At 64.5% G+C, this 22,291-nt stretch carries 17 protein-coding genes, 1 pseudogene and 1 riboswitch; of the genes and pseudogenes, 7 read left to right on the forward strand and 11 right to left on the reverse strand.

Translation table 11 applies throughout. From position 1 onward, the window contains the following. Window positions 1–88: 88 nt before the first annotated feature. Window positions 89–262: riboswitch (M-box (ykoK) riboswitch) on the reverse strand. 83 nt (window positions 263–345) lie between these two features. Continuing rightward, window positions 346–1,005, forward strand: a complete 660-nt coding sequence (locus VGH54_RS11065; RefSeq protein WP_331512024.1) for an O-methyltransferase — start codon at window positions 346–348, stop codon at window positions 1,003–1,005. On the opposite strand, the gene VGH54_RS11070 is transcribed toward VGH54_RS11065, so the two are convergent. The 9 genes from VGH54_RS11070 to VGH54_RS11110 all read right to left on the reverse strand — a co-directional run bounded on the left by VGH54_RS11070 (window position 1,006) and on the right by VGH54_RS11110 (window position 13,926). Continuing rightward, on the reverse strand, window positions 1,006–3,087 hold the full coding sequence (locus VGH54_RS11070) for an acyltransferase family protein (protein ID WP_414688690.1): 2,082 nt from the start codon (window positions 3,085–3,087) through the stop codon (window positions 1,006–1,008). A 248-nt stretch (window positions 3,088–3,335) separates the two neighbouring features. Next, the gene (locus VGH54_RS11075; protein ID WP_331512025.1) at window positions 3,336–4,496 is read right to left on the reverse strand and encodes an NDMA-dependent alcohol dehydrogenase; all 1,161 of its coding nucleotides are present in this window, start codon (window positions 4,494–4,496) and stop codon (window positions 3,336–3,338) included. Between the two features lie 26 nt (window positions 4,497–4,522). Continuing rightward, window positions 4,523–5,944, reverse strand: a complete 1,422-nt coding sequence (locus tag VGH54_RS11080; protein WP_331512026.1) for an aldehyde dehydrogenase family protein — start codon at window positions 5,942–5,944, stop codon at window positions 4,523–4,525. A gap of 15 nt (window positions 5,945–5,959) precedes the next feature. Further along, complete coding sequence (locus VGH54_RS11085; RefSeq protein ID WP_331512027.1) at window positions 5,960–7,666, reverse strand: thiamine pyrophosphate-binding protein; 1,707 nt, start codon at window positions 7,664–7,666, stop codon at window positions 5,960–5,962. A 2-nt stretch (window positions 7,667–7,668) separates the two neighbouring features. Further along, entirely contained in the window at window positions 7,669–8,910 is a 1,242-nt protein-coding gene (locus tag VGH54_RS11090) for a CoA transferase (RefSeq protein WP_331512040.1), read from the reverse strand. A gap of 19 nt (window positions 8,911–8,929) precedes the next feature. Further along, the gene (locus VGH54_RS11095; RefSeq protein ID WP_331512028.1) at window positions 8,930–9,865 is read right to left on the reverse strand and encodes an SDR family NAD(P)-dependent oxidoreductase; all 936 of its coding nucleotides are present in this window, start codon (window positions 9,863–9,865) and stop codon (window positions 8,930–8,932) included. Then, on the reverse strand, window positions 9,858–11,717 hold the full coding sequence (locus tag VGH54_RS11100; RefSeq protein WP_331512029.1) for an NAD(P)/FAD-dependent oxidoreductase: 1,860 nt from the start codon (window positions 11,715–11,717) through the stop codon (window positions 9,858–9,860). The genes VGH54_RS11095 and VGH54_RS11100 overlap by 8 nt, the downstream gene beginning before the upstream one ends. 5 nt (window positions 11,718–11,722) lie before the next feature. Then, window positions 11,723–13,078: an aromatic ring-hydroxylating dioxygenase subunit alpha gene (locus VGH54_RS11105; protein WP_331512030.1), complete on the reverse strand. Its 1,356-nt coding sequence runs from the start codon at window positions 13,076–13,078 to the stop codon at window positions 11,723–11,725. Then, the gene (locus tag VGH54_RS11110) at window positions 13,075–13,926 is read right to left on the reverse strand and encodes an SDR family oxidoreductase (protein ID WP_331512031.1); all 852 of its coding nucleotides are present in this window, start codon (window positions 13,924–13,926) and stop codon (window positions 13,075–13,077) included. The genes VGH54_RS11105 and VGH54_RS11110 overlap by 4 nt, the downstream gene beginning before the upstream one ends. A 192-nt stretch (window positions 13,927–14,118) precedes the next feature. Between VGH54_RS11110 and VGH54_RS11115 the strand changes: the two genes are divergently transcribed. The 3 genes from VGH54_RS11115 to VGH54_RS11125 are packed head-to-tail and all read left to right on the forward strand — an operon-like array spanning window position 14,119 to window position 18,051. After that, entirely contained in the window at window positions 14,119–15,726 is a 1,608-nt protein-coding gene (locus VGH54_RS11115) for an SMP-30/gluconolactonase/LRE family protein (protein ID WP_331512032.1), read from the forward strand. Beyond that, window positions 15,719–16,459: a GntR family transcriptional regulator gene (locus VGH54_RS11120; protein ID WP_331512033.1), complete on the forward strand. Its 741-nt coding sequence runs from the start codon at window positions 15,719–15,721 to the stop codon at window positions 16,457–16,459. The genes VGH54_RS11115 and VGH54_RS11120 overlap by 8 nt, the downstream gene beginning before the upstream one ends. A gap of 14 nt (window positions 16,460–16,473) precedes the next feature. Beyond that, window positions 16,474–18,051, forward strand: coding sequence for an AMP-binding protein (locus VGH54_RS11125; RefSeq protein WP_331512034.1), 1,578 nt, complete (start codon window positions 16,474–16,476; stop codon window positions 18,049–18,051). On the opposite strand, the gene VGH54_RS11130 is transcribed toward VGH54_RS11125, so the two are convergent. Then, window positions 18,021–18,404 (reverse strand): hypothetical protein, encoded by a 384-nt coding sequence (locus VGH54_RS11130; RefSeq protein WP_331512035.1) that lies wholly within the window; start codon window positions 18,402–18,404, stop codon window positions 18,021–18,023. The two genes, VGH54_RS11125 and VGH54_RS11130, sit on opposite strands and share 31 nt — an antisense overlap. Window positions 18,405–18,510: 106 nt before the next feature. On the opposite strand from VGH54_RS11130, the gene VGH54_RS11135 reads away from it, so the two are divergent. From VGH54_RS11135 to VGH54_RS11145, 3 genes are read left to right on the forward strand one after another with little or no spacing between them, the layout of a single operon-like run. Next, entirely contained in the window at window positions 18,511–19,761 is a 1,251-nt protein-coding gene (locus VGH54_RS11135; protein WP_331512036.1) for an RNA-guided endonuclease TnpB family protein, read from the forward strand. Window positions 19,762–19,803: 42 nt separating this feature from the next. Then, on the forward strand, window positions 19,804–20,577 hold the full coding sequence (locus tag VGH54_RS11140; protein WP_331512038.1) for an SDR family oxidoreductase: 774 nt from the start codon (window positions 19,804–19,806) through the stop codon (window positions 20,575–20,577). After that, a complete protein-coding gene (locus VGH54_RS11145) occupies window positions 20,562–22,037 on the forward strand; it encodes an AMP-binding protein (protein WP_331512041.1) in 1,476 nt (491 codons plus the stop codon). Before VGH54_RS11140 ends, VGH54_RS11145 begins: the two co-directional genes overlap by 16 nt. A gap of 3 nt (window positions 22,038–22,040) precedes the next feature. Here VGH54_RS11145 and VGH54_RS11150 read toward each other — a convergent pair. After that, window positions 22,041–22,291, reverse strand: a pseudogene (locus VGH54_RS11150) (SRPBCC family protein); the annotation flags it as partial.

The following is a 22,291-nucleotide window of genomic DNA, read 5'->3' on the forward strand; positions in this document are numbered from 1 at the left end:
ACTCATATCGCCCTCACCTCCTCACGGCCAGGACACACGGGGGTGTCACCACAAGTGCACGCATGACGGGGGGTTGGCGCCTGACGGCGATGCACCCCCATCGTCGGAGCTTCGGCACTGCACGGCGTATCCGGTGTTACATCCGGAAGCCACTTGGGCTCAACCCTTAGGCCGGGAAGAGCTGTCCTGACCCGGGGCGTCTCTCGACGTTCGGGGTCAGTGGCCTGTATCCGTGCAGACGCCTCACCTACCGAGGTGCTTGCACGGTCCATCCTCCCACCGCTATCAGTGCTCGTCAAACAGGGTGGAGACCAATTCGATGGCCGCGTGGCTAGGCTCGACGCCATGGCCACCACACTGCAAGATCCTCGAGTCGCCGAAACGCTTGAACGGATGTATACCGAGTCGCGCGAACAGATGTCACAGTTGCGCGCGATCCGCCCCGACATGTCGACGGCGAGGACCGCGCAGGAACGCGCCGACGCGATGAGCGACTTCTACATCCCCGTGACACCGGAGGCCGGCCGACTGCTGTACTCGTTGGTGCGGGCGACACGTCCAACCACCATCGTGGAATTCGGTATGTCGTTTGGTATTTCGGCGCTGCATCTGGCATCGGCGGTGCGCGACAACGGCAGCGGCCAGGTGGTGACCACCGAGCTCAGCGAGAGCAAGATCGCGGCGGCGACAAAGACATTCGCCGAAACCGGACTCGACGACGTGATCACCGTCCTGCGCGGGGACGCGCTCTCCACCCTGGAGAGCGTGGACGGTCCGATTGACTTCGTGCTGCTCGACGGCTGGAAAGAGCTGTATCTCCCGGTGATCAAACTGCTCGAGGGGCGCCTGTCACCCGGAGCTCTCGTCGTCGCCGACAACACCGAGATGGCCGACGTGAAGCCCTACCTCGACTACGTCCGCGACAGCGAAAACGGCTATGTCAGCGTCAATTTCGCCGCCCGGGAGAGTGACAGCATGGAGATCAGCTGTCACGCCGGCGTTTAGTCACCGCGGGCGCAGCGATTCCTCGAGCCAGGGCGTCAGCCACTGCACGCCTTCCTCGGTCAGGTGCACGCCGTCGCTGCGGACCTGGATGCCGTCGACTTTGGCGGTGTAGGCGCCGTCAGGACACAGCTTCTTTTTGAAGTCCAGTATCCGCACATCCGGGCGATTGCCAATGGTCTTGCCCAGCATGGTGTTCCATTCGTCCACCCGCGCAGGCTGATCCTCGGGATACAGGCTGCCGTCCGGCCGCTCACCGCGCCTGCTGTACGGCAGGTTCGCGACGGTCAGCGGCGCACCGCTGAAACTGAGGATGTCCACCGCACGCCGCAGCTCGGCGCCGATGTAGGAGTCGAAGGCCGGATCCCCGATGTGAGTCCACCGTCCCTCATTGACCCGGTCCACGGTCTCCCAGCGGCCGATCACCAGCAGGACGGCATCGGGCTGGTCGACGGTGATCTGCGATGTCCACCGGCCCGGCCAGGATTCGCATTCGCTTTTCTGGTCGAGGGCCTGGCCCAGGTAGCTGTACGGGCCGCCGCGCACCAGGCTGCAGCCGATCACCGTGTGATCGATGAATTGGAACCCGGGGGTCGGCGGCAGGAAGTGCATCATCGTCCAGCCGATCGAGTCGCCGAACACCGAAACAGTGAACGGCCGCCGCGGGTCTCGCTTCGCGACGGCCCGTGCGGGCCGGACTCCCTGTAGAGGCGACGGCGACACGACCGCGACCGGCGATACACCAGGAGGAAGGCTGGCGTCCAAAGCGCTGACGCCGGGCTTGTGCACGACCGGAACCACCAGCAGCGTCACCGCCGCGGCGGTTGCCGCGGTCGCTCCGGCGAGCGGCAGCAGCGGCACCTGCACCGGTCGCCACTTTCGCACCGGCTGCTCGATCGCCCACCACGACACCACCGAGACCGCCAGCGTGGCGGCGCACCGGACGGCGAACAACGAGAGGCCGTGCCATCCGGTTCGCTGGCCGTTGAGCACCAGAAAGACCGGCCAATGCCACAGGTAGACGCCGTAGGAGATGCTGCCCAGCCAGGCCAGCGGACCCCAAGCCAGCACGGTGGCGACGGGTCCGCGCTGATCCAGTGCCACCGGGGCGATCACCAGCACCGCCGCGACGGCGACCACGATCAGCAGGCCGCTGCGGAATTCGCGGGCGCTGCCAGTGGCGTAGTGAACGGCCACCCCCAACAACACCAGGCCGACGACCGGAAGCACCCTGGCGACCCACCTGCCCCACCGCGAACGAATCAGCGACCATCCGCGATTGAGCGACTCCCAATCGCCGACCAGCAACGCCGACGCCGCCGCACCCACCAGCAGGGCCTGGGCCCGGGTGTCGGTGCCGAAGTAGACCCGATCGCGCGTTGCATCGGAGGCGAGCACGATGGCAGTCACGGCCGATCCCAGCGCCCCGAACGTGGCCAGCAGGAACACCGTCAAGCGGACGCCGCCGAGGGTGGCCCGGTTGTCCTGCCGACGTGCTCGCGCCGCCAGAACCACGGCCACCGCGACAAGCACCAGCGGCCAGACGATGTAGTACTGCTCCTCCACGCCCAGCGACCAGGCGTGCTGCAGTGGTGACGGCGGCGCACCCTGCGCGAAGTAACCGGTCTTGTCGGCGACGAACATCCAGTTCGCCACCCACAAGAATGCGGCGACGGCATCGTCGCGCAAACCCACGATCGCTTCGGGCGAAAAGAGTTGACGCCCGACGGCCACGGTCAGCACCATCAACACCAGCGCCGGCAGCAACCGGCGGGCCCGTCGAATCCAGAAGTTCGCCAGGTCGATACGACCGCTGCGGCCCAGCTCGTCCAGCAGCAGGGAGGTGATCAGGAAACCACTCAGCACGAAAAACACGTCGACGCCGAGGAATCCGCCCGCCATACCGGGGATGCCGCCGTGGTCGGCCAGCACCAGAGCGACCGCCACCGCGCGCACGCCATCGAGCGCACGAATACCCGGACGGCGGTCTGGGCGGTCACCGTCGTCGCGCGCCCTGCGGGTGGGCAACCGGCTCGCCGGCGGCGCGGCGACCCATCGGGGCTTCCCAGCACAATGAACCGGCACGGGGTACGCCCCGGCCGGTTCCATGTTCACCTCTCCAGCGCGCCGACCGGTTTCCTGGTCGGTGGCTTTGTTGCCGCCGATACTCGGGTGCCCCTCCCTGCTGGTGCAGGCGTTAGTTTAGGGGCGCACCGGCCTCATCAGCCGCAGACACGACGCGGCCAGAGCCGAAAGATGCTGTCCGCCCGGCAACTCCGACCGCGGGCGGCGAGGGACGCTAGACGGAACCCTGGGCGGCTGCCGCTTCGGCCCTAAAGCCCGGCGAAATCGATGATGCCGCGAATGTTGCGTCCTTCCCGCAGGTCCGCGAACGCCTCGTTAATCTGGTCGAGCTCGTAGTGCCGAGTGACCAGCTCGTCGAGTTTCAAAGCACCTGCCTGATACATCGACAACAGCAACGGCACGCTGGTGCGCGGATTCATCCCGCCGTAGAGCGCACCCTTGAGTTGTTTGGCCGACAGCACCATCTCCTGCAGGATCAGCGGCACCACGGGCTCGGTATAGGGGGTGATGCCGGTGACCACGCATGTCCCGCCTTTGCGAAGCAGCCTCATGGCCAACGGGATCAAGTCCACGTGCACAACGCCGGCGGTCACGACGACGCGGTCGGCCATCACGCCGGCGGTGATGTCGGCCACCAGCGGTATCGCCTCCTCGGCCGAGACGGCGCTGTGCGTGGCGCCGAAGATCTTGGCCGAATCCCGCTTGGACTCAATCGGGTCCACCGCAACGACATAGGTCGCGCCGGCCGCACGCGCCCCTTGCAGGGCATTCATCCCGACACCACCGGTACCGATGACGACGACGGTGTCACCGGGCTCGGTGCCCGCCGAAACCGTTGCGGAGCCCCAGCCGGTACTGACGCCGCACGACACCAGTGAGGCAGCATGGAATGGGATCGTGTCGTCGATCTTGATGACGGACCTGTCCGTTAGGACCGCATATTCGGCGAATGTGCCGAGTTGACCGTAAGCCATCAGGTTTTCGTCGCCGAGATGCCGGCGACATGTTCCGTCGGTTGGCATCTCCCTGGAGAACAAGCTTGCGCCGGCATCGCAGATGTAGCTCTGACCGTTCACACAAAACCGGCAACTGCCGCACGCGGGGATGAAGGACATCGCTACGTGGTCCCCCGGCTGCACCGTCGTCACGCCCGGCCCGATTTCTTCGACGACACCAGCGCCCTCGTGACCACCGAGCATCGGGAACCAGTCCGGCTCCGGGATACCGGTTGAGGCCCGCACCTCGGGGGTCGGCAATACGTCGCCGGTAACCAGGTGGTCATCGGAGTGGCAGATGCCGGCAACGGCCATCCGCACCAGGACTTCACCGGCGTGGGGCGGATCGAGATCAACCTCGCGGATCTCCCAGTCCTCGCCAACCCCGCGCAGCACAGCGGCACGACACTTCATAGCGATCTCCCTTGATGGCTGCGCGGCTATTCGGGCGCGTATCCCAACGTGCTCTTGACCTCTAAATACTCGTGGAAGCCGAACTCACTCCACTCTCGACCGTTGCCACTGCGCTTGTAGCCGCCGAATGGCGCGTTCATGTCGAAGGCATGGTTGATCGTCACCCAACCGGCCCGGATCTTGCGAGCCACCTCGCGAGCCTTCTCGAGGTCGGCTCCCGAAACGAAACCCGCCAAGCCGTATTCGGTGTCGTTGGCGATTTCCACTGCCTGGTCGAGGTCGTCGTAGCCGAGGATGCACAACACCGGCCCGAAGATCTCCTCACGCGCAATCGTCATATCGTTCGTGACGTTCGCGAAGACGGTCGGCTTGACGTAATACCCCTTGTCCAGCCCCGCCGGTCGTCCCGTGCCTCCCGCAACCACGGTCGCGCCCTCGCTCACGCCCTTCTCGATCAGGCGTTGAACCTTTTCGAACTGCGTCTTCGAAGCCACCGGCCCGATCGCCGTCGCATCGTCGCCGCCCACCTTGACCTGCTCGGCTGCCTTGCGAGCGATCGTAATGGCCTCGTCCATACGCGATTTCGGGACCAACATGCGTGACGGCGCGTTACAACTCTGACCGGAGTTCGGCATCATGTTGGCCACGCCGGCGCTGACGCCCTCGGCAAAGCCACTATCGTCGAGCACAATGTTGGGGCTCTTGCCGCCGAGCTCTTGGGTCACCCGCTTCACGGTCGGAGCGGCAGCCTTGGCCACCTCGACACCGGCGCGCGTGGAGCCGGTGAACGACACCATGTCGATGTCGGGATGGCTCGCCAGGGCCGCACCCACGCCCGCACCATCGCCGTTGACAAGGTTGAACACCCCGGCCGGCACGCCCGCGGCGTCCAGGATCTCGGCGAAGATGTAGGGCGAATACGGAGCGACCTCCGAAGGTTTCAGGACGACGGTGCAGCCGGTCGCCAACGCCGGGTAGACCTTGACCGCGACTTGGTTGATCGGCCAGTTCCAGGGCGTGATCAAACCGCAGACCCCGATCGGTTCCTTGGCGATCAGGGTCGCCCCGTGCTGTTCGGAGAACGCGAAGTTCTTCAGCGCGTCGATGGCCGTGGTCAGGTGGCCGATGCCGAGAAAGACCTGCGGCCCAGCGGCCAACGAGGGCGGCGCTCCGATTTCCTCGGTGACCGCCTCGGCGAGATCGTCGGCACGCTTCTGGTATTCATCCAGGATGGCCTGCAACAGGTCCAGGCGTTGCTCGCGGGTGCTTTGCGACCAGGCGGTGAAGGCTCGCCGGGCGGCTTTCACCGCCACGTCGACATCGGCCGCCGACCCCAGCGAGATCTTCCCGGAAACCTTTTCCGTTACCGGATCTTCCACGTCGAAAGCATTGGGCCGCAACGGGTCGACCCACTGTCCGTCGATGAAGAACTTCAGGTATTCGCGCATCAAATCATCCTTCTCTTACTGGGTGCCTTCGGCATACCAGGTGCGGAATTCGTCATACTTGGGCATCTCCTCGGAGTTGGCCTTCGGATCGATGCACACGTGGACAACGGCGGTTTTGCCGCTCGCGTAGGACCGCTGGATCGCCGGGCCGATCTCGTCCTCCTTCTCGACGTACTCGCCGTGGCAGCCAAAGCCCTCGGCGACCTTGTCGAGGCGGACGTCTTTGCTCCAGTGCACGCCCGGCTGCGGCGACGGCTGCTCGAAGGTGCGCTTGTAGACGCCCACCTCTAGCCCCCACTGGTGGTCGACACCCACCACGCAGACCAGCGGAAGCTTCTGCCGCGCAGCGGTTTCCAACTCGGCGATGTGGAAGAGGAATGCCGAATCGCTGGTCAGCAACATCACCGGGCGCTTACCGCCCTCGGCAACCGACGCTCCGACTGCATACGGCAACCCGGTGCCGAGGTGGCCGAAGTTCTGGTTCCAGATGACGTCGCGCGGTTTGGCCTGCGAGTAGGTCCACTGGAAGATCACGGTGGCGCCACCGTCGCGGACCATGATCCCGTCCTTCGGGAACGCTTTGGTGGCCTCGACGACGAACCGCGCCGGGTGTACCGGCGTCCGGCCCGTCGGCGCGTTATCGGCGAGCTGCGCCAGCTCCGCCGCGTCCTCCTTGATCCAGCGGTCGAGATCGACCGATGCCTTTCTCGGATTATCACCGAGCGCTTTCACCAGCTGAGGCACCACACCCCGAAGGTCACCGACCAGGGGGACGTCGATGGGACGGTTGACACCGATAGCCACCGGATCCTGTTCGACCAGAACCCATTTACGCTTTGCATCGTTCTCCGCCCAGTGGCGGGTCCTGCCGTAGTGGCTCGGTTCGCCGAGCTCGGTGCCGAGCGCGACGCACAGGTCGGATTTCACCACCGCCTCGACCGCCGCCGGCGAGAACCCGTAGGCGAAGGTGCGATCCTCGAGACCGTCGATGAACGACGTGCCGCCGGAGGTCTGAATCACCGGGCACTGCATGAGGTCGGCCAGCTTCTTAACCGCCGCACCGGTGCGCGACGTGTGAACACCGTGTCCGACCAACAGGATCGGGCTCTCCGCCGCGCGGATCAACTCAGCCGCATCGGCCACCTCGCTCTCACCCGCCGTCTGGTTGACGAGCCGATATCGGTTGGGCGGCAGCGGATCCGACACGTCGAGCTCCTCGAGAATGACGTGCGACGGGTACTCGATGTAGGCCGGACCGGGTGTGCCCGACATGGCCCGGCGGATCGCCTCGTGGATGATCTCGTCGGTCTGATCGGCGTACTCAATCGAGCTGCTGTATTTGACCGACGGCGTGAAAAGGCCTTCCTGCTGGACGAACTGGATTCGTCCGCGCCGGACCCGGCGCTCGGTGATGCGGGCGCGCTGGCCGCCGAGGAAGATCACCGGCGAGTTCTCCACGAGCGCACACATCATCGCGCCGGAGATGTTGGCCACGCCGGGGCCGAGCGTTCCGATGCACAGGCCGGGCTTACCCGTCATCCGCGACGCCGCCTCGGCCATGAATCCCGCACTCAGCTCGTGATGCGGCGCGACCACCGACCACCCGCGAGCGTCGGCCTCGGCGAACATGTGCACGAAGTTCGGGTCTGGGATACCGAACAGGGTATTCACACCCTCGGCCTCGAACAGGTCGAGGATGCGTTTGTATACCGGCACGGCCATATTCAGAACTCCTTTACTTCGCGAACTGGGGGTACCGCCCGCTTGCGGGGGACTGCGAAATCACCCACTGGCAGGCTATTTCGGGCGATTTTGCTGTGGGCACCGCCCGCTTGCGCGGGACTGCTCGTGCCAATTTCGGCGAGCACTTCTGCGGTGTCGGCTCCCAGCTCTGGCGCCGGTCCCGCAACGCGACCCGGTGTCCGAGAGAACCAGGTGGGTACGCCCGGAAAGCGCACCGGTCCGTGCGGGGTGTCCACGGTTTCAAACATGCCGACGGCATTGAGATGCGGATCGTCGAACAAGTCACCGGGCGTATTGAGGGGCGCGGCCGGTATCTCGAGTTCGCCGAACAGCGCTAGCCACTCCTGCGTCGTGCGCTGTTTCATCGTCTCGGCCACGAATCCGTACACGGTGTCGATCTGGTGTGCACGCTGCTCCAGCGTCGAATACAGCTCACTGGCCCACGGCGGCTGCACCGCGTTCATGAAAGCGTTCCAGTGTTTGTCGTTGTAGATCAGTGCGGCGATGTGGCCATCACTGGTGCGGTACGGACGCCGATTGGGGGCCACGGTACGCGGGTACACCGCCGGCCCCAGCGGCGGGTCGAACAGGGCGCCGTTGGCATGTTCGACGAGCATGAACGAGGCCATGGTTTCGAACATGGCGACCTCGACTTCCTGCCCCTCCCCGGTGCGCTCGCGGTGAAACAACGCCATGGTCGTCGCGTACAGCGCGGTCAATCCGGCGACCTTGTCGGCCATGATGGTTCCGACGTAGTCGGCCTCGCCGGTCAGTTGCTGTTGTACCGCGGGCAGGCCGCATTCGGCCTGGATCGTGTCGTCATAGGCGGGCCGGTCGCGGCCGGGTCCGCGCCGCCCGTACCCGTAGCAATTGGTGTAGACGATCTCCGGGTTGATCGCGGCGACGTCCTGGTAGCCGAAGCCGAGCTTGGCGATCGCTTTGGCGCGCATCGAGTGGATAAATACATCGGCGGTCTCAACAAGTGCGCGCAGCGCCCGCGTTCCGGCGTCGGTTTGCAGGTCCAGCACGATGCCGCGCTTGCCGCGATTGACGTTGACGAACACTCCACTCATGCCCGGCGCCGGACCCACCGAGATGTAGCGGGTGTTATCGCCTTGCGGGGGTTCTACTTTGATCACGTCGGCGCCCATGTCGGCCATGATCTGCGTGCAGTACGGTCCCATCACCATCGCGGTGAGGTCGATCACCCGCACACCGGCCAGCGGTCCCGTCCTCGTCGAGCTAGCCATGGAGTGCGCCTCGATCGTTTGACCGGTGGGCCAGTTCGAAGCTGTAGCGGATGTGCTGGTCATGGCCGTCAGGCACGACTGGAAAAACCAGCGGCGCCTCTACCTTTCGAATCGCATCCAGATGGCTGCTGACCTCCTCGATCGTCCACGACGACCGGCACACGCCCGGACTCTCCGCGATGACCGCTCGCGCCACCCGACCCGCCAGCGCGATGAACAGTTCACCAGTCACCGAGCAGGACTCGTGCGCCAGCCAACCCACCACGGGCGCAACGAGTTCCGAACCCATTGGTGGATAGGCCGATGTGTCGATGCCTTCGGCCATGCGCGTCACCGCGGCCGGCACGATCACATTGCACCGCACACCCTCGGCGGCGCCTTCGAGCGCCGCGACATTGGACAACCCGATCACGCCGGACTTAGCGGCCGCGTAATTGGCCACGTTGTGGTTTCCGTACAGGCCGCCTATCGACGACGTCAGCACTATACGGCCGTAGCCCGCCTCACACATGAGCGGAAATGCCGGCCGCACAACGTTGAACGCGCCGCGCAGGTGCACGTCGAGCACGGCGTCGAAATCTTCGTAGCTCATCTCTTTCAGGGAGCCGTCCCGGACATTGCCGGCATTGTGGATCAGGATGTCGAGGCGGCCGTAGTGCTCGAGCGCTGTCTGGATGATCGCGGCGCCGCCAACGGGGGTGCTCACCGACTCGGTGCAGGCGACGGCTTGTCCTCCAGCCGCTGCGATCTCACTGACCACACACTCGGCGGGCCCGGAGTCCACGCCCTCGCCATCGAGGCTGCCGCCAGGGTCGTTGACGACGACCTTCGCTCCCCGCGATGCGAGCAGGAGTGCGTACGAGCGGCCGAGCCCTCGTCCGCCCCCGGTGACTACCGCCACCCTGCCGTCGAACCTCGAGTCAGCCATCTATGTTCTCAAGTACCAGACCGTCCAGGTCGCCTTTTGCACGCCATTCCCTGAGCAAGTCGTCGAACACATAGAAGCCCGGCATGTAGGGATCGCCGATCGCGGAGCGGATGCCCTCGCCGCCACCGCCGCCCTCGTTGTTGTAATAGCCGGGCGTGCACGAGACCGCGAATTCCGAGCTGTCTATTGAGGTTTCGCGGATCGTCGTGACCCAATTGTCTTGCGCTTCCTGGCTCGGCTCGACGGTGGTGGCGCGGCGCGCTATTGCTTCGGAAATGATGTAGGCGATGTGTTCGGCCTGCTGTTCGAGCATCGCGGTGGTGTTCCCTGCCACGCCGCCTTGAATGAAGCCGGTGAAGAACTGGTTGGGGAAGCCTCGGCTGGTCATCCCATGGAGTGATTTGTAGCTGTCGCGCCAGTAATCGAACAGTGACAGGCCGTCGCGGCCTTCGATCACATCGACGGCGTACCGACGGCCGATGTCGGTGGTGATCTCGAAACCGCTGGCGAAGATGACGCACTCGACTTCGTACTCAACGCCGTTGGCGACAATCCCCTTCTCGGTGAGTCGTTCCACCCCTTTGGATTCCGAAACGTCAACCAGCGTGACGTTCGGCCGATTGAACGTCGGCAGGTATTCGTCATTGCTGCAGGGCCGCTTGCACATGAACCGGTAGTACGGTTTGAGCGCTTCGGCGGTCTCCGGGTCGTCGACGAGCTCCTCGACGCGCCGCCGCAACCGCTCCATGACCTTGTAGTCCTCTTCTTCGCGGAACGTCATGATCTGCTCGATGGACAGTGCCGTGGGATCATCGGCGGCCGCGATACGCGCGGTCAGGTTGCGCCCGAGTTCGGTCCAGAAATCACACACCATATCGGGCTCGTCGAACACTGCGCCTTCCCCCAACGGCGACCAGCGGTGGAAGTTGCGCTTGCGCTGTTCCTGCCAGCCCGGCTGCAGCGACGCCGCCCACTGCGGGTTTGTCGGCTCGTTACCCCGCACGTCCACCGATGACGGAGTGCGCTGAAAGACATAGAGGTGCTTGGTATCTCGGCCCAAGTGGGGAACCAGCTGCACTCCGGTTGCACCGGTACCGACAAGCGCCACGCGTTTGTCACGCAGCTTGTGCAAACCGCCGTTGGAATCCCCGCCGGTGTAGTCGTAGTCCCAGCGCGCGGAGTGGAACATATGTCCACTGAAGTCCTTGAGACCGCGGATGCCAGGCAGCTTCGGCCGATTGAACGAACCCTGTGCCATCACCAGGAAACGGGCACGAACGTCGTCACCGCGGTTTGTGCTCAACCGCCAGCGCTTGATCGTCTCATCCCAGCGCGCCGAGCGAACCTGGGTGGAAAAGATGGCGCCGTCGTAGAGTCCGAAATGCTTTGCGATACGGCGGCAGTGTTCATGAATTTCGGAACCGTCGGCGAACTTTTTGGAGGGAACGTAATTGAGTTCCTCCAGCAGCGGGATGTAACAGTAGGCGTCGTTGTCACACTGGATTCCCGGGAAACGATTCCAATACCAGACGCCGCCAAAGTCGCCGCCCATCTCGATGATGTGCACGTCTTCGACGCCGGACTTCTTAAGGTAAGCACCCGCTAGCAGCCCGGTGATACCACCGCCGAGCACCGCCACGTCGATGTCTGCGTCGATCGGGGTGCGCGGCGTCACGGGCGTGTGAGGATCAACCTCGGCGAACTCCGCGAAGTCGTCCTTGAGTTCCAAGTACTGTTTCGAGCCCTCTGGACGCAGCCGCTTATCACGCTCGGATAAGTACTTCTCGCGCAGCGCATCGATATCGATGCCATCCGGCGTCTGCGTCGGGCCGCATGTCTCGAACATTGTCATCTATCTCAAAGCTCCTGCGGTTCGCCGGTACCCATGTATTTCGACAGCTGGCAATGGAGGTTAACCGTGCTGCGTTCCATGTAGGGGTTGGGCTTAGTTCCGGTGAAACCAAGCGATTTCATGCCTTGCTGTACGGCGGCCATGTTGGAGAAATCCTGCGGGAAGACGGTGCGCCAGTCGGGATCGTCGGCTTCCAGGTACACCCATTCGGTCTGCGGCTCTTCGCCTTCGGGGTAGAGCTCGTAGCAAGCCGCTTCGAAGATGCAGCTGTTGGGGTCGTAGCCGTTGGGCCGCGCGCCGTAGCACAGCGCCGTTGTCAAACCCTGGCCGATCTGGAAGTTCGGGAAAATCTGCCACGCGGTGCCGCTTTTGGCCAGATGCTCGGGATCGATGACCGGCCACACCACACCGCGGGCAGCGTCGTCGCTGCGCGCCGAGGTGAGCCAATGGCTCAGCACTTGGTCGGGCGGGGTGTCTTCGGGAAGTTCGTCGGCCAGTCGCTTCGCAGCTTCCACCAGAGTCTTGGTCGTGGTGGCGTTGGTTTCCTCCAGTGTGTACACCTGCATCTCGGCCGTCGAGATCCGCGGATCTCCGGATCCGAGCCGGATCTTTGACTTGGTCTCGGTGAGATCCTTGGGCGCGTCGTAGCCGATATTGCTGTGTTTGCCTTGCGCTTTCGCCCAGCCGCGGAATGTACCGAACTTGTTGAACTGCGGGTGCGTGGTCGCGACATGGTACGTCTCGTTGAACGCCTCGATCGCGACCTTCCAATTACATTGGAAGGTCAGCCATTTACGCCATTTGACCCGCATGTTCTGCAAGCCGAACGGATCCAGCATGGTGGCGGCCGGCTCGAGATAATCACGAAGCGGCTCGCAGTGTGGATCCAGGTTGATCCACACCCAGCCACCCCAGGTGTCGACGCGCACCGGGGCCAGGTGGGTGTTCTGCGGCGTCAGCGAGTCCTGCCAGTCCTGTCGCTCGGGGATATGTGTACAGCCGCCGTCCAGGTCGTAGGTCCAGCCGTGGAACCCACACACGAACGACTTCTTGTGCCCACAAGCGCTTTTCGCGCGCTCAGGCGTATCGACCAGCCGCCGGCCTCGGTGCATGCAGACGTTGTGGTGGGCCTTGAGCGTCTCCGGTCCGGTACGCACGACGATGACGGAGTCGTCGAGGATATCGTAGGTCAGGAAGCTGCCGACCTTCGGCAAATCCTCGACCCGGCCGACTTGTTGCCACACCTTGCGCCACAGCCTATCCCGCTCGGCGCGGGCGTAGTCTTCGGAAAGATATGCCTCGACGCCGATTGTCGCCGGCGCGGAAAGTTGTTCGGCCGCTTCGACTTCGATGTCGGTCATTCCATGCTCCTTATCGCAGCTCGGAAGGAGTCGTCCTTGAGAAAAAGTGACGTGTTGTCAGCGCCCAGGTGCGTCCACTTGAGGTCCAGGCCGCCGTCCACCAGCAGGGTCTGGCCGGTGATGTAGCTGGACAGGTCGGACAGCAGGAACAGGATGGCGCCTGCGATTTCCTCCGGCCTGCCGCGCCGGCCCATCGCGATGGCGCGGCGATCACGCTCGGCATCGTCGTCGACGTAGGTGAGCGACGCCGGGGTGGCGGTCACCCCCGGGGCCACGGCGTTCACCCGGATCTCGTCGCCAGCCAGCTCGACGGCCATGGTGCGGGTCATCGCCGCGACCGCCGCCTTGGCCGTGCCGTAGGCGATGTGGAACGGCGCAGTGTTCATTCCGCTGATCGACGAGATCGACACGATCGACCCGTGGCGTTTGCCGGCCTTCAATTCCGCGGCCACCGCCTGGCTCATGAAGAACGCGGTCTCCAGGTTCTGGGTGAACAGGTCGCGCCAGTCGCCGCGGCTCACCCGGGTTGACGGCATCCAGGTTTCCGGCGCTGCCCCGCCGGCCACGTTGACCAGGCCGTGTAGTTCGCCATCGGCCCGCTGGGCGTGCTCGATCGCGGCGGCGACACCTTCCTCGGTCGCGACATCGGCGGCGACCGGAACGATCGACAGTCCGCGCTGGATCAGTGGGACGACGTGGTCATCCAGATTTTCTTTGGACCGGCTCACCGCGACGACCGTCGCACCGGCTTCGGCGACCATCCGCGTCACGGTGGTGCCGATGCCGCCACCGGCGGCCCCGGCCACCACCACCACGCGTCCCTCGAGACTGAGCAGGTTATCGACCACGTTGACGATTCGTCCACCTATTGTCCGGACAAGGTAGCAAGATGCGCATAATCGAGAATATGATTCTCTGCAAATGGCTAAGCGTCAAGTGGTCTGCGCCGAGGTTTCCTTACCTATTGTCTGGACCAGGCTCGGTTGCTAACGTCACCGGCTGAAACCGCCTCGACGCCACGGCCCCGGAGGTCAACACCGATGTTGCTGCACGAAGGGCGCTCCGGCGCCGGGGTGTCACCCACCCTCGCCGAGGGCTGGCACGTGGAGCGACTCACCCCGCCCAGCCGGCTGTTCGGCGCCAACGGCCTGCGGACCGGCCCCGACGGCCGGATCTACATCGCGCAGGTGACCGGCAGCCAGATCAGCGCGCTGGACGTCGGCACCGGTCAGCTGGGGACCATCAGCCCCAAGGGCGGGGACATCATCGCGCCCGACGATGTGGCCTTCGGCCCGCAAGGCGATCTGTACGCAACCGAGGTGATGGACGGTCGGGTCAGCGTGCGCAGCGCCGACGGAACCACCCGGGTGCTGCGTGGGGATGTCCCATCGGCCAACGGAATCACCGTTCATCGGGGCCGGTTGTTCATCGGCGAATGCCGCGAGGGCGGACGGCTTCTCGAGCTCGACCTTGCCGGCGGCGAGCCGCGGGTGCTGCTGGAGAACGTCCCGTCACCCAACGCCATGGAAGTCGGCCCGGACGGGTTGCTGTACTTCCCGGTGATGGGTGCCAACGAAATCTGGCGGATCGGGCTGGACGGCGGTGCGCCCGAAACTGTCGCCTCAGGTTTGGGCGTGCCCGACTCGGTGAAGTTCGATGCGGCGGGCCAGATCGTCTCGACCCAGGTGCACAGCGGCCAGGTGCTGCGTATCGATCCGCGCACCGGCCGGCAGACGGTGCTGGCCGATCTCAATCCCGGCCTGGACAACCTGACCTTCGTCGACGGTCGGCTGTTCGTCTCGAACTTCACCGGCGAGATCACCGAGATTCTTGCCGGCGGAATGACTCAGACCGTGCTGCCGGGCGGATTGAATTGGCCGCTGGATCTGGCCGTCGGCTCCGACGGCAACCTCTACATCGCCGACGGCACGTACTTTTACCTGCTGCTACCCGATCACACGCTGCATACCGTGGGCATGCTGTTCACCCCGGGATATCCGGGGTTCCTGCGGGGGTTGACTCCGTCGGGACCCGGAGAGTTCGTCGTCACCACGTCCGGTGGTCAGGTATCGCGGTATCGGCCGGCCAGCGGCGAAAGCGAAGTCCTGGCAGATGGATTCGATCAACTCTACGGTGTGGCGATCGCACCGGACGGTACGGTCGCAGCCGCCGAACTCGGGACCGGCCGGGTGATCTCGATCCGCGGCGGTCGGGTGGAGGTGATCGCGTCCGGGCTCAATGACCCGCTCGGGGTGGCGGTCGCACCCGACGGCGGTTGGCTGGTCTCGGAGGCGGGGGCCGGCCGGGTGGTCAAGCTGACCGGATCAGGCGTGCACACGGTGGCGGCCGAATTAGGCTGTCCACAGGGCATTCTGGTCGACGGGCGGCAGTTGTATGTGGTCGACGCCGGTGCCAAGACACTGGTTGCCGTGGATCTGAAGGACTCGGCAACGCACACCATCGCGTCCGGGTTGCCCGTCGGCGCAGCGCCCGGTGTGGTTCCCAAGCCGTTGAAGGGAATGCCGCCGTTTTCCGGACCACAAGGGCCGTTCGCGGGCATCGCCACCGGGCCGAACGGCACCTTGTACGTGTCGGCCGACGCGGACGGCAGCGTGCTGGCATTCCGGCGGGACCGTGACCATGACTGACACCCAGCCCACCGACCACCGCTACCTGCAGGTGGCGCGCGCGTTGCGAAAGGAGATCGTCGACGGCGTGTACCCGGTGGGATCTCAGCTACCCACCGAACATCAACTGTGTGAACGTTTTTCGGTCAGCCGGTACACCGTGCGGGAGGCACTGAGGCGGCTGCGCGACGACAACCTCGTCGCATCCCGGCCACGGGCCGGCACGCTCGTCGTGCCGCGTCCGTCTTCGGACTCCTACGTCCAGGACGTCGTCTCGATCAACGACCTGCTGGCCTTCGCGACCGGAGCACAATTCGCGATCGAGTCCACCGGGATGGTCCTCGTCGACGACGAGCTGGCGACCCGCACCGGCCTGAGTAGCGGCGAGGAGTGGTTGGTCGTCAAGGGTTTTCGCCGGATCGACGGCGCCGATTTTCCGGTCTGCCGTACCGAGTATTACATCAATCGGGCGTTCGCAGGAGTGGGCCGGCTGCTGCCGCGGCACACCGGTCCGATCTTTCCGCTGATCGAAGACATCTTCGGGTTGAGCATCGTCGAGGTCCGCCAGGAAATCGCGGCGGTGCTGATCTCGTCGACGCTGGCCGCGCAACTCAGTGTCGAGGTCGGCAGCCCCGCACTCGAATTGCACCGCACCTACGCGACCTCGGATGGCGAAGTGGCCCAGTTGACGATCAACACGCATCCGGCATCCCGTTTCCGCCACTCGATGACGATGCGACGCGTTCGCGGCTAACCTCACATGCGGCGATGTCGAACACCAAACTGATCGGTGGACGAACGGTCCGCTGGGACGACGAGCGGACCGCGGAAGCCTACGCGCGCGGGTGGTGGGTGCGCGACACTCTGGCCGATTCGCTGGCCGATGCCGCACAACGCACACCGGAGCGCGTGGTGCTGATCGACGGCGACTATCGACTCGACTGTCACACTCTGCACGAGCAGGCGACGGCGTTGGCGCAGGCACTGCTGGAGCGAATGACCATCGGCAGCGTCGTATCGTTCATGCTGCCTAATTGGCTTGAGGCCGCGGTCATTTATCTGGGGGCAACGATCGCCGGGATGGTGGTCAACCCCATCCTGCCCGCGCTGCGAGAGAGCGAGTTGCTCTTCATTCTGCGCGACGCGGACACGCGGATGATCTTCGTGCCGTCGGTTTTCGGGCGGCACGACTACGCAGCGATGCTGATCCGGCTCGTCGCGCAGCTGGAGAACCCGCCCGAGGTCGTCGTCGTGCGCGACGGCGCGTCACTACCTGAGGCAAAGTCGCCGGCAGCCGAGCTACCCACGCTGGACCCCGATGCCGTGCGGATGGTGTTGTACACATCGGGGACCACTGGTCGGCCGAAAGGTGTTCTGCACAGCCATAATTCGATGCATGCGCTGATCGCCCAACTCCATGACCACTGGCGGGTGCAGCCCGGCGACAGGTTCCTGGTCCCATCACCGGTCGCCCATATCGGCGGCTCCATCTACGCGTTCGAATGTCCGCTGCTGCTGGGAACGTCGGCTGTACTGATGGACCGCTGGAACGCGGACACGGCGGTCGAGCTGATTGACGACCGCGGCTGCACTCATATCGCCGGAGCCACACCATTCCTCGAGCAGCTACTCGTGGCAGCCGAGCGTGCGGGAACCCGACTGCCGGAGCTGAAGCTGTTTGTCTGCGGTGGCGCATCGGTGGCGCCGTCGTTGATCCGCCGGGCAGCCTACTATTTCCAGCGTGCGGCGGTCACCCGGGTATACGGCTCGACCGAAGTTCCGGTGACAACGGTCGGCGCTCCGCTCGACCCGAACCATGCCGCCGACACCGATGGGCGGCCCGGGTTCGCGACGATCGCCCTGCGCGGTGCGGGTGGAGAGATTCATGCCCGCGGCCCGCAGATGCTGGTCGGTTACCTCCACCGCGAGGACGAAGCCGAATCCTTCGACAGTGAAGGGTATTTCCGTACCGGTGATCTGGGCCGCTGGGTCGACGGCGACTACCTCGTCGTCACAGGGCGGGCCAAAGACCTCATCATCCGCAACGGTGAGAACATCGCACCCAAAGAGATCGAGGACATTCTGATCGGCCATCCAGGCGTCGCGGACATCGCCATCGTCGGCTTGCCCGATGCCCGCACCGGTGAGCGGGCCTGCGCCGTCATCGTCCCCACCGACGAGGCGCGCCCCGACGTGGCGAGTCTCCGCGACTACTTGCAGTCCCGGGGTGTCGCCATCTTCAAAGCGCCAGAACAGGTAGCTATTTGGGAGGCGCTGCCGAGAAACGAGGCCGGCAAGGTGCTCAAGCATCAGATTCAAGCGACCCTAAGGGAGGTGGATGGATGACTGAGGTCGTCATTGACGCAAATTCTGATATTCAATCTGGCTTTAGCAATACCCAGTTGCTCCAAGGCATAATCGGATGCTGGCCCAAGCGGCCAGGTTCGTCCTTCGAGGGCTCGGCGGATCATCGAACGCGCCGCGCCGCTGCAACAGACGACCGAGCACAGCCAGCTCGCCCAACGGAATATGTCGTCGAGTTGTCGCACCTCGGTCAAGATTGCGGATGTAAATGCATGGGAGACCAGCAGCTGCAAAATGCCGGGTTCGCGGCTGAGCTTGTCGAGACACACGTCGAGTTCAGCGTGGACTTCGGTAGTGGCCTGTTGACACCAAGTCAGCATTTCGCCACTCGGCATTGGACATCGATACGCGGTCACAAATACCTGGTAAGCCTGCAGTCTTGGCATATTGTGACCGCTGCGGCAGCAGATCGGCCACGCTGTCAGAGCACCGCGTTATCTTATGTTTGTGTTGGTCCGTTATCGCTATCGCATCGAACCGAAACCCGCCCAGGCCGCGGTTCTGGCTCGGGTATTCGGGTGCTGCCGGGTGGTGTTCAACGACGCGTTGCGAGTCCGCGATGCGGCCTATCAGGCCGGCATAAAGCTTTCGGACACAGAGGTGCAGCGGCGGGTTATCACCCAGGCCAAAACAACCTCAGAACGGCGGTGGCTTGCCGAGGTTCCCAGTGTGGCTTTGGTGCAGTCAGCCAACGATGCGCGGCGGGCGTTTCGCAATTTCTTCGACTCCTGTTCGGGCAAGCGCAGGGGTCGGCAAGTGGGGCGGCCGCGGTTCAAGTCGCGCAAGGATCGTCGGCAGTCGTTTCGGCTCACTCGCAATGGGTTCCGTGTGCGATCGGACGGACGATTGCTTTTGGCAAAGATCGGCGAGGTACGTGTGCGGTGGTCGCGCAGTCTACCCAGCCAACCATCTTCGGTCACGATCATCCGCGAGCCCGATGGTCACTACTACGCGAGCTTCGTCGTCGACGTGCCACCTTGCCCGTTGCCGGTCGCGACTCGAGAAGCAGGGATCGATTTGGGGATTATGCGCCTGGCAACGATCGCGACCACAGACGGCAAATGTTGGGATGTGCCCAATCCGCGACATTTGGAGCGCAAGTTGCGCAAGCTCCGCCGATTGGAGCGGCAGAAATCTCGACGACAGAAGGGATCGAAGAACAGGGACAAAACGCGGCGCAAGATTGCCATTCAGCATGGCGCAGTTGCCCGTGCCCGGCGGGACTATCACCACAAGCAGGCCTTGGCGCTGGTTCGCGAAAACCAAGTGATCCATGTCGAGGACCTCAATATCGTGGGCCTGGTTCGCAATCGCCGGCTAGCGCGGGTCATCTACGACGCAGGTTGGGGGCAGTTCAGGCGGGTCATTGGGGAGAAAGCCGCGAAGTATGGGCGGACCATGCATCCGGTCTCTCGCTGGTTGGCATCCAGCAAGACTTGTTCGGTTTGCGGCCATCAGCTCGCGAAACTTGCGCTGCACGTCCGCGAGTGGACGTGTCCTACGTGCGGCACCGAACACGATCGGGACCGCAACGCCGCCGAAGTCATTCTCGCCGCCGGGCGGGCGGAGAGATTAAACGCTTCCCATACCAATGGGCCGGGCCGCGGCAGCGGTCTGGGTGGAGCCCCGGTAAGTCCTCCAACCGAGGAGGCTCAGGACGATGAAGCAGGAAGCGACCCAAAAGTGGCATAGCCGCACGGGAATCCCCGTCACTCACGACGGCGAGCACGTCAAATGCAAGTAGCGATCGTGACCGGCGCGACCGGTGGTATCGGATTCGGATGTGCGACCAAGTTGGCCGAAACCGGCATGGCCGTGCTCGCCACCGGGCGGAATGAGCAACGCCTCGACGAATTGGCGGCAGCAATAGGCGATCCCGACCGCGTCGAGACGGTGGCAGTCGATCTGACCGACGACGACGGACCAGCGCGCGTTGTTCGGGCCGCTGTCGAGAAGTGGGGTCGGATCGACTTCCTGATCAACAACGCCGGCGTCGGGAACCCGACGCCGCTGCACGGCACCGACGACGAGACGCTGGATTACTTCCTCAACGTGATGTTGCGGGCGCCGTTTCGGCTCGCACGAGATGTGCTGCCACACATGGAAGCCGGATCGGCCATCATCAACATCACCTCGACCTTCGCAGTCGTGGGCGGCCTTCGCGGCGGTCCGTACTCCGCGGCCAAAGGCGGGTTGACCGCGCTGACCACACACATCGCCTGCCAGTACGGGGCGCACGGCATCCGTTGCAACGCGGTCGCTCCCGGGGTGATCCAGACACAGATGACTGCGGAACGACTGCAGGACCCGCGGTTTCGCCGAATGCAGATCGAGATGACCCCGCATCAGCGACTCGGCACCGTTGAGGATGTGGCGAGCACGGTGGCGTTCTTGTGTTCACCCGGGGGCAGTTTCATCAACGGGCAGACCATCGTGGTCGACGGTGGATGGAGCTCGACGAAGTATCTGTCGAAGTTCGCTTTGACGTCGGAGTGGACGGCGCAGTGAACCTGTTTGCGCTGCTGGATCAGGTCGCGCAGCGGTTTCCCGATCTCGGCGCGGTGTACCACGGCCGGCAACGCTGCTGCACCTGGGCGCAGTTGCGCGACCGTGCGCTGCGGCTGGCCGGTTCGATTCGGCAGCACTATCCGACCGGTGCGCGGATCGCGATCGCCAGCGAGAACCGGCCCGAGATCGTCGAGCTGATGTTCGGCATATGGGCCGCGGAGTGCGTGGCCGTCCCGATCAACTATAAGCTGCATCCCCGCGAGATGATCCAGATCCTCGACGACGCGGAGGTCTCGCACGTCTTCGCGTCCCCGACGATCGCCGCCCAGCTCGAGTGCGAGTATCCCGTGGAAGCTGTTGACTCAGAACAGTACTCACACGGGTTCGCCGGCGAGCCCGCCGCGGCGCCGCGGACCGATCCGTCGACCTTGGCCTGGCTGTTCTACACCAGCGGCACGACTGGCCGGTCCAAAGGCGCCATGCTCAGCCATCGCAACCTGATGGCGATGACGGTGGCGCACCTGGCGGATATGGATTCACCCGATCAGGAGTGCAGCCTGATACACGCCGCGCCGATGTCACACGGCTCGGGCCTCTACATTCCCGCCTATGTTTCGCGCGGCGCCCGTCAGGTGATACCGGAGCACGGCGGATTCGATCCGGACGACTTCCTCGATCTGTGCGAGCAACATCCTGACTGCAGCGCGTTTCTTGCGCCGACGATGGTGCAGCGGGTGGTCGAGACGGGCCGGGCGTGTCCGAGTCGGCTACGAACCATCGTCTACGGCGGCGGCCCGATGTATGTGGACAGCATCAAAAAGGCGCTGGCCGCCTTCGGGCCGGTGTTCGCTCAGATCTACGGGCAGGGCGAGTCGCCGATGACGATCACCGGGTTGCGCCCAGCGGACTACCCGGCGGCTGACGACGCGGTCCTCGGGTCGGTCGGCTACCCGCGCTCGGGGATGGAAGTCGCGGTGCTCCGCGACGACGACTCGCCCGCGGCGGTGGGCGAGATTGGCGAGATCGTCTGTCGCGGTGACGTTGTCATGGGCGGCTATTGGCGCAATCCCGCGGCAACCGCGGAGACGTTGCGCAACGGCTGGCTGCGGACCGGCGACATGGGCTCCTTCGATGCGCGCGGCTACCTGACGCTGCACGACCGATCGAAAGACGTCGTGATCAGCGGCGGCTCCAACATCTATCCGCGCGAAGTCGAAGAGGCGCTGCTCGAGCATCCGGACGTGTTGGAGGCGTGCGTCGTCGGGGCACCGGACCCGGAATGGGGCGAGGTGGTAGTGGCCTTCATCGTCGGCGCGGCCGATCCCGCTGACCTCGACACGCATCTGCTGGCGCGTATCGCCCGGTTCAAGCGGCCGAAACGATACGTCAAGATCGAACAGCTGCCAAAGAACAGTTACGGCAAGGTGCTGAAGAAAGACTTACGTCAGCAATTAGCCTGACCGCTAACGGCTTTCGAAGTAACCGCGGATGCCGGCCAGCATCGCGATGTGCGCGCTCACCGCTTCACGTTCGGTCGTCGCGGCAAGCAGTCGGGGCGCTGCGATGTTCAGCCGTTCGGTCAACCGGGTGCCCGAGTCGATCGGCTCGAAACTCACGGTGCCGTTCAGCCGCACCCGGGGGAACTGGCGCGCTTCGGTGATCACGTCCCCGTGCTGTGGGACCTCGACCCGCGCCCAGTAGGTGATCGGCATCG

This window comes from Mycobacterium sp., from assembly GCF_036488105.1.
Classification (GTDB): Bacteria; Actinomycetota; Actinomycetes; order Mycobacteriales; family Mycobacteriaceae; genus Mycobacterium.